Annotated in this window: 6 protein-coding genes and 2 pseudogenes; 3 read left to right on the plus strand and 5 right to left on the minus strand. The window is 70.7% G+C overall.

Translation table 11 applies throughout. The annotated features are described in order from the left end of the window. From ABZ281_RS33150 to ABZ281_RS33160, 3 genes are all read right to left on the minus strand, one after another. Positions 1-647: DUF305 domain-containing protein (locus ABZ281_RS33150; RefSeq protein WP_356661537.1), on the minus strand; the 647-nt coding region annotated here is incomplete at its 3' end. Positions 648-697: 50 nt separating this feature from the next. Next, a complete protein-coding gene (locus ABZ281_RS33155; protein WP_356661539.1) occupies positions 698-994 on the minus strand; it encodes a DUF6153 family protein in 297 nt (98 codons plus the stop codon). After that, a complete protein-coding gene (locus ABZ281_RS33160; RefSeq protein ID WP_356661541.1) occupies positions 891-1127 on the minus strand; it encodes a DUF6153 family protein in 237 nt (78 codons plus the stop codon). The genes ABZ281_RS33155 and ABZ281_RS33160 overlap by 104 nt, the downstream gene beginning before the upstream one ends. Positions 1128-1305: 178 nt before the next feature. On the opposite strand from ABZ281_RS33160, the gene ABZ281_RS33165 reads away from it, so the two are divergent. Next, entirely contained in the window at positions 1306-1857 is a 552-nt protein-coding gene (locus ABZ281_RS33165) for a hypothetical protein (protein WP_356661543.1), read from the plus strand. Positions 1858-2132: 275 nt separating this feature from the next. Here ABZ281_RS33165 and ABZ281_RS33170 read toward each other — a convergent pair whose 3' ends face one another. Next, positions 2133-3428: a site-specific integrase gene (locus tag ABZ281_RS33170; protein ID WP_356661545.1), complete on the minus strand. Its 1296-nt coding sequence runs from the start codon at positions 3426-3428 to the stop codon at positions 2133-2135. A gap of 152 nt (positions 3429-3580) precedes the next feature. On the opposite strand from ABZ281_RS33170, the gene ABZ281_RS33175 reads away from it, so the two are divergent. Next, positions 3581-3859, plus strand: a complete 279-nt coding sequence (locus tag ABZ281_RS33175) for a hypothetical protein (RefSeq protein ID WP_356661547.1) — start codon at positions 3581-3583, stop codon at positions 3857-3859. Between the two features lie 772 nt (positions 3860-4631). Next, positions 4632-5222: pseudogene (locus ABZ281_RS33180) on the plus strand (HAD family hydrolase); the annotation flags it as partial. Between the two features lie 96 nt (positions 5223-5318). On the opposite strand, the pseudogene ABZ281_RS33185 reads toward ABZ281_RS33180, so the two are convergent. Further along, a pseudogene (locus ABZ281_RS33185) lies at positions 5319-6083 on the minus strand (serine protease); the annotation flags it as partial. Positions 6084-6217: the final 134 nt, after the last annotated feature.

Consider the following 6217-nt stretch of genomic DNA (forward strand, 5'->3'; position numbering starts at 1 on the left):
CTCTTGCCCTCGCTCTTGCCGAGGAGCTTGTTCATCTCGCTGATCTCGGCGTTCTGGGCGGTGATGATGTCGTCGGCCATGGCCTTCGCGGGGGCGTGGCGGCCCTTGCCCTGCTCGGTCTCGGCCATCTCCACGGCCCCCTCGTGGTGCTCGACCATCAGGGTCAGGAACCGGACGTCGAACGCCTTGCCCGTCAGCGTCTCCAGCGCGGCCATGTCCTCGCTGCCCATCATGCCGGGCATGCCGGAGTGACCCGACGCGGAGTGATCCATACCGCCGCCTCCGGTCCCACCGGGGGCCTTCTCGCCCCAGGTCTTCAGCCAGCCGCTCATGGTCCGGATCTCCGGGTCCTGCGCCTTCTCGATCCGCCTCGCGAGGTCCTTGACCGTCCCGGAGGAGGCCCGGTCCGCGGCCAGCCGCGCCATCTCCAGCGCCTGCCGGTGGTGCGGGATCATGCCCTGCGCGAAGGCGACGTCCTGGGGGTTGTGGGCGCCTGCGGGCGACGGGGTTCCGGCGGGGGCGTGCCCGGCACCGCCGGCGGCACGGTCGGCACCGTCACCGCCGCACGCGACGAGGACGACTGCCGCGGCGCCCGTGGCCGCCACCAGGGCGGCGCGGCGTGCCAGGGTACGAATGGTGCTGCTCATGTGTGAACTCCTGCTTCTGCGACGAACTCGGGATCTCGGACACGACGTGTCTAGATCCGCAGAAGCTGAAGCTCGGAGAGGGAAGGCGGGGCCCGGGCACCCTCCGTATTCACGACGGCATACGCCCGAACGGCGCTCTCCCCCTCGCCCACGGGGGCCGGGTCGGGAACGAGCGGCGGCACCAGCGGCCCCCCGGCCACGGCACCCGACGCACAGGTCGCATCGGCGTGCTGAACATGCCCGTCACCGCAGTGCCCGCAGAGCATGACCATGGGTCTCGGGCTCACGGGTCTCGGACCCATGGGTCCGGGGCACGGCCGCCTGCGAGGCGTGCGCCTGATCCGCATGCCCCTGTCGGAGCAGACCACCACCGGGGGCCAGCCCGTGCATCCCCAGCAGCCCCACCAACAGCGCCAGCACACACAGCACATGCCACCGCCGCACGACGGTTCGCTGCGCACGCTGCCCGGGGCTGTGCACGCGCTCATCGTGGAGAAGGGCCCGGATCCGGCATCGACCCGGGGCCGCACGCGCATACGGATGTCCGCCGGACGTGCGACCGGACGTACCCCCATCAGGTGAACTCGTTCAGCCTTCTACAACCACGCGGCTCCCCCGGCAGGTCGTACGCACGACACGAAAGACCCGAGGGAGACCCATGAGCCAGCAGTACCCGCACCAGCCGACCCAGCCCCACCCGCCGCAGCCCGGTTACGGCGCCCCGGCGCCCCAGCCGCCCAAGAAGCGCGGCGTGGGCAAGATCGCGGGCCTCGGCTGCGCGGGCATCCTCACCGTCTTCGTCATCGCCGCCGTCGCCACGGGCGGCGGAGGCGACGGCAGCGGCGACACCTCGAACAAGGACAAGGCCGTCGCCACCGACGGCAAGCCCGGGGACGACAGCGCCGAGAAGGCCGGGCCGGCCGAGGAGAAGCCCCAGGCCGAGCAGTTCAGGGACTGCGTCACCGAGAACGGCACGGCAACGGAGAAGGCCGCGGTGGAACACGTCACGAAGGTGACCGGCGCGGACAAGCGCAACGACATCCTCGACGCGGCGGAGGTCTTCACCGACTTCAGCGGCGGCCTGGTGGGCCCCCACCAGGGCGAGGGCAAACTCATCGCCTCCGCGTTCACCTCCTGCTACGAGTCGAAGAACGGCCTCGTCACGGTGTACGACAAGGACGGGGAGCTCCTCGCCAACGCGAACTACTGATCCCTGCCGGCGGGCAGCAACGGCAGAGGCCCTCCCGGAACATCCCTGGAGGGCCTCTGCCGTGTGGATCGGTGTGGTGGGCGCGGACGGTTTCGAACCGCCGACATCCTGCTTGTAAGGCCTTCGCTCCCGGCGGCCAGCCACTCCGAGGGGTTCCGAGTGGCTTCGAGCGGTTGCCATTCTCATTCCGGCCCCACGAACCCGGCGACTCCGAGGCGTTCCGAGTCACCCCGAGGGGTCGATGTGGATTCTTTGCGGACTCCCCGCGAAGTGGATCACTCAACGGCACGGAGTCCACTTCCCTCACCAGGACCGCCAGTCAGGGCCGTACGCACACGCTCCTGCGCATCCTCGCTGCCGTGCGTGTAGATCCAGGTGACCTTGCCGCCGCGCTTCTGCCCGAGGTGCGCCTGAGTGTCCACCTCCGCCACACCGGCGTGGTGCAGGCGGCTGGCGACGTCGTGCCGGTACTCGTACAGCCGCGGCCACCACTCGTGCTTGCCCGAATCCGGGTTCAGCACCTTGCGCGCGACGCCGGCCTGGACGATCGCCTTCTTCCACGGCCGCTGAAGGTTGTTGGTGTTCAGCGCCCCGCCGCGCGGACCACGGAACACCAGCTCCTCAACGCGCAGATCGTAGGGCTCATCACCGATCGCCGACCGCGTCGCCTTCGGCTTCCACTTCGCCTTCATCCAGCGGACGGCTTCCAGAGCGGTCGGCGTCAGCGCCACCGTACGGAAGCCCGCCTCCGTCTTGGGCGCCTCCTGCCGACACAGCCGTCCATCGTCGGAGACCAGGATCTCCTTGATGTGCACGACCATCCGCTCCTCGTCGACGCAGTGCAGCCGCAGCCCGGCGTACTCGCCCGGGCGCATACCCGTCTCGTAGGCGAAGTCCCTCAGGATCCGCTGGTAATACTCCGGGAGCGCAGCGTGGATCAGGGCGTACTGCGCCTTCGTCGGAGGCTTCAGATCGTCCGGGTGCTTGGCCCGCCTCGGCGCCGTGATCTCCAGGTGCTTCGCCGGGTTCACGCTGATCCGCTCACCGTCCTTGATGGCCGCGTCCAGGAGCGCAACGAGCAGCTGCTTGACCTGGTTCTGGGTGCGGTTCCCCTTCACCTGCGTCGTGAGCCACTTCTGCAGCGCCATGTACTCCAGGTCGATCAGCCGGTAGCCAGCCCACTTCGGCTCGACGTGGGCCCTCCACACGCTGGACTTCCGATTGCGGGTCCTGATCGCCCCCTTCGCACCCTGGACCTCCCAGAACTCTGTCCACCAGGCCCCCAACGTGATCTTCCCGCGTTCCGGGTCCCGGTAGGTCCGCTGACGGACGGCCGTACGGGTCTCATCAAGGAAGGCCTCCGCAGCCTTCTTCCCACCGTCCTCGATCGAGTAGTTCTTCGCCTTCTGCGTCCCGTCCGGCGCCCGGTACCGTGCCTGCCACGAGCCGATGCAGTCACGTCGCGGCCGGCGCTCGCCGTACTGGTCTGGCGGGTACTTCTTCATGCAGACCCTGCAGCCGCAGGTCTTGCTCGGGATCTGCCGGGGGTTGTTCACTGCCCTACGCGGCATGCCAGGCCTCCCTCTTGGCCACGGCCCGATCGAGGAAGCGCTGAGCCTCCTCGAGGGAGCCGGAGTTGCTGGTCGCCTGGGGCATCACCTACGCCGTGCCCAACCGCCCGGCCCAGACCCGCTCTCTGCCGCACGACCTGTAGGGAGCAACCTTGGACGCCACCACCCTCACGACCCTCGGCAGCCTGCTCGTGGGCGTGGGCGCGGTCGTCGGCGGCGTGGTGGCGTACCTGGGGAAGCGGGGCGAGAACGCGACCACCCGCTGGAACGCGGAGCTCGACCAAGTTCAGGAAGAGCGCGACAAGCTGCGCGAGCAGCTCACCGCCCGGGACCAGAGGATTGAGCAGCTGCTTGAGCAGCGCATCGCCGACCGGGAAGAGAACGCGCGTCTTCGCATCCAACTCATCAACCTGGGAGGCGATCCACAGTGACCCGTGCAGAACGGGCGCTCGCCGGGCGCTGGCGGTGGATCGCCGTCTTCTGCTGGCTGCTGGCCCTGTCCGGGGCCGCGGTTATCGTGTGGAGTCGGATCGACGCCGAGATGACCGCACGGCATGATGCGGTCGCTGAGGCGAACCGCAGAGGCGAGGCCGTCTCGACCCTCGCGATGGACGTGCGGAAGCTGCGGGAGCAGGTGAAGGGCGAGGGGAAGACGCCCGTTGCGCCTGACCCGTCCGAGGCGGTGGACGACTTGCCCGACCGGGCTGAGGTGCCCGTGCCCATCCCCGGCCCGAAGGGCGACCCCGGCAGGCCGGGCCGGGATGGCTCGCCGGGCGCGGACGGGCAGCCTGGTGACGATGGCGCACCGGGCACGCCGGGCCAGGATGGCGAGCCGGGTGAGGACGGTGCAGCGGGAGCGGACGGGGCGCAGGGGCCGGCCGGCCCGGAAGGCTCCCAAGGCCCGCAGGGAGAGCCAGGCCCGCCTGGTCCGCAGGGCGAGCGCGGCATGCAGGGGCCCGCAGGGTCGCCACCGTCGAGCTGGACGTTCACCTACCGCGGCGTGACCTACACCTGCACCCCCAGCGGGAGCGGGTCGACCGCCTACTCCTGCGAGCCGACCGAGGGAGACCCGGATCCTGGTCTGCCTGAGCCGCTCGCGGCTGGGCTGGATCCGACCCGCCGGCAGTACCCGTGAACCCACATGCCCCCTCTCGCCTTCGGGCGGGAGGGGGCCCTTTCGTCATGCCCAGATACCCTGCCCCCATGATTCGCGCAGTGATCTTCGACGTCGGCGAAACCATCACCCGCGACGACCGGTACTGGGCATCCTGGGCCGACTGGCTCAACATCCCTCGGCACACCCTGTCCGCCCTCGTCGGCGCGGTCGTCGCTCAGGGCCGCGACAACGCCGACGCCCTCCGCCTCGCCCGGCCCGGCATCGACATCGCCGCCGAATACCGGGCCCGCGAGGCCGCCGGCCGCGGCGAGCACCTCGACGAAAGCGATCTGTACGACGACGTCCGCCCGGCCCTGGCGGAGTTGCAGCGGCTCGGCGCTCGTGTCGTCATCGCTGGGAACCAGACTGCCCGCGCGGGTGAACTTCTCCGGGCCCTGGACCTGCCGGCCGATCTCGTGGTGACGTCCGGGGAGTGGGGTGTGGCCAAGCCCTCCGAGGAGTTCTTCCGGCGGGTGATCGACGTGGCCGACGCGGCGCCCGCCGAGACCGTGTACGTCGGCGACCACCCCGCCAACGACGTGATGCCCGCCGCGGCGGCCGGGCTGCGCACCGCGCACCTTCGGCGTGGCCCCTGGGGGCATCTGTGGGCGGACGACCCGGACGTGGTGGCGACTGCGGCCCTGGTCGTCCTTCTTCGGCACACCGCTGTGGTGCAGCGCCACGACCTCCCACTGGTCGTTGAAGACGGGGGAGCCGGAGTTCCCCGGTTCGGTGTCGGTCGTGTAGTGGACGAAGTCGTCCAGGCGGACCAGCACCGCGTTGTCGCGCAGCGCGATCTCCTTCAGCCGCCCCGAGGGATGGCCGATGATGTTCACCTTCTCGCCGAGCACCAGCTTGCCGATCTGCACGCTCAGCCGGTTCCAGCCGAAGATCTCACCCGGGGCGGGGCCGCCTTGCGCGGGCGTCACCGCCACGAGGGCGAAGTCGAGCCGCCGGTCCGCGGCGAAGAACGTCCCCGGGGCGAGCTCCATCCGGACGACGGTGTCGGGCAGGTTGTCGGCTGTGACCTGGGCGTTGAACTCCGCGAAGCAGGTGCGGGCGAAGTTCTCGTCGGGCAGGACGTGGTGGTTGGTCAGCAGCAGCCGCGGCGAGACCAGGAAGCCGGTGCCGTGCGGCAGCTCCCGGCCGTCGCGCCGCAGGGTGATCCGGGCGACCGTGGCCCCGGCCCTGACCCCGCGCGGCAGGAAGCTCCAGGCCTGGAGCTCGTTGGACAGGTCGATGATCCGCTCGTTGGCGTCGGGCAGGTCCATGGCCTCGCGGTGGATGTCCGCCACCACCGCCGCGGGCGACAGACCGCCCCGGTCGAGGATCCGGTCGGCACGCACCGCGAGCGCGTCCGGGGAGTCCGGGAACCGCACGCCGGCCGCCAGCCGGCCCTCGACCCGCTCGCGTTCCGCCGCCGAGTCCTCGTAACGCCGCGCGGCCTCGGCGGCGGCCCGCTGGTGCAGCTCCTTGTGCGACCGGTCCGTCACCGACATGCTCCACGGTCCTGTTCTGGTTCGCGCTGCGCCCCCCTCAGCCAGTACGCCCCCGACCAGGGACGTCCGCAAGAGCGGAGCCCCCGCACGGCCGATGCCCCGAGCATACGGTTGAGTGCGGTGGCGACCCGGCC

Source organism: Streptomyces sp. NPDC006265 (genome assembly GCF_040613555.1).
GTDB lineage: Bacteria > Actinomycetota > Actinomycetes > Streptomycetales > Streptomycetaceae > Streptomyces.

Excerpts from the sequence above, each read along its gene's own strand:
- ABZ281_RS33155 (WP_356661539.1), bottom strand. The coding sequence starts at position 994 with ATGCGGATCAGGCGCACGCCTCGCAGGCGGCCGTGCCCCGGACCCATG.
- ABZ281_RS33165 (WP_356661543.1), top strand. The coding sequence starts at position 1,306 with ATGAGCCAGCAGTACCCGCACCAGCCGACCCAGCCCCACCCGCCGCAG.
- ABZ281_RS33170 (WP_356661545.1), bottom strand. The coding sequence starts at position 3,428 with ATGCCGCGTAGGGCAGTGAACAACCCCCGGCAGATCCCGAGCAAGACC.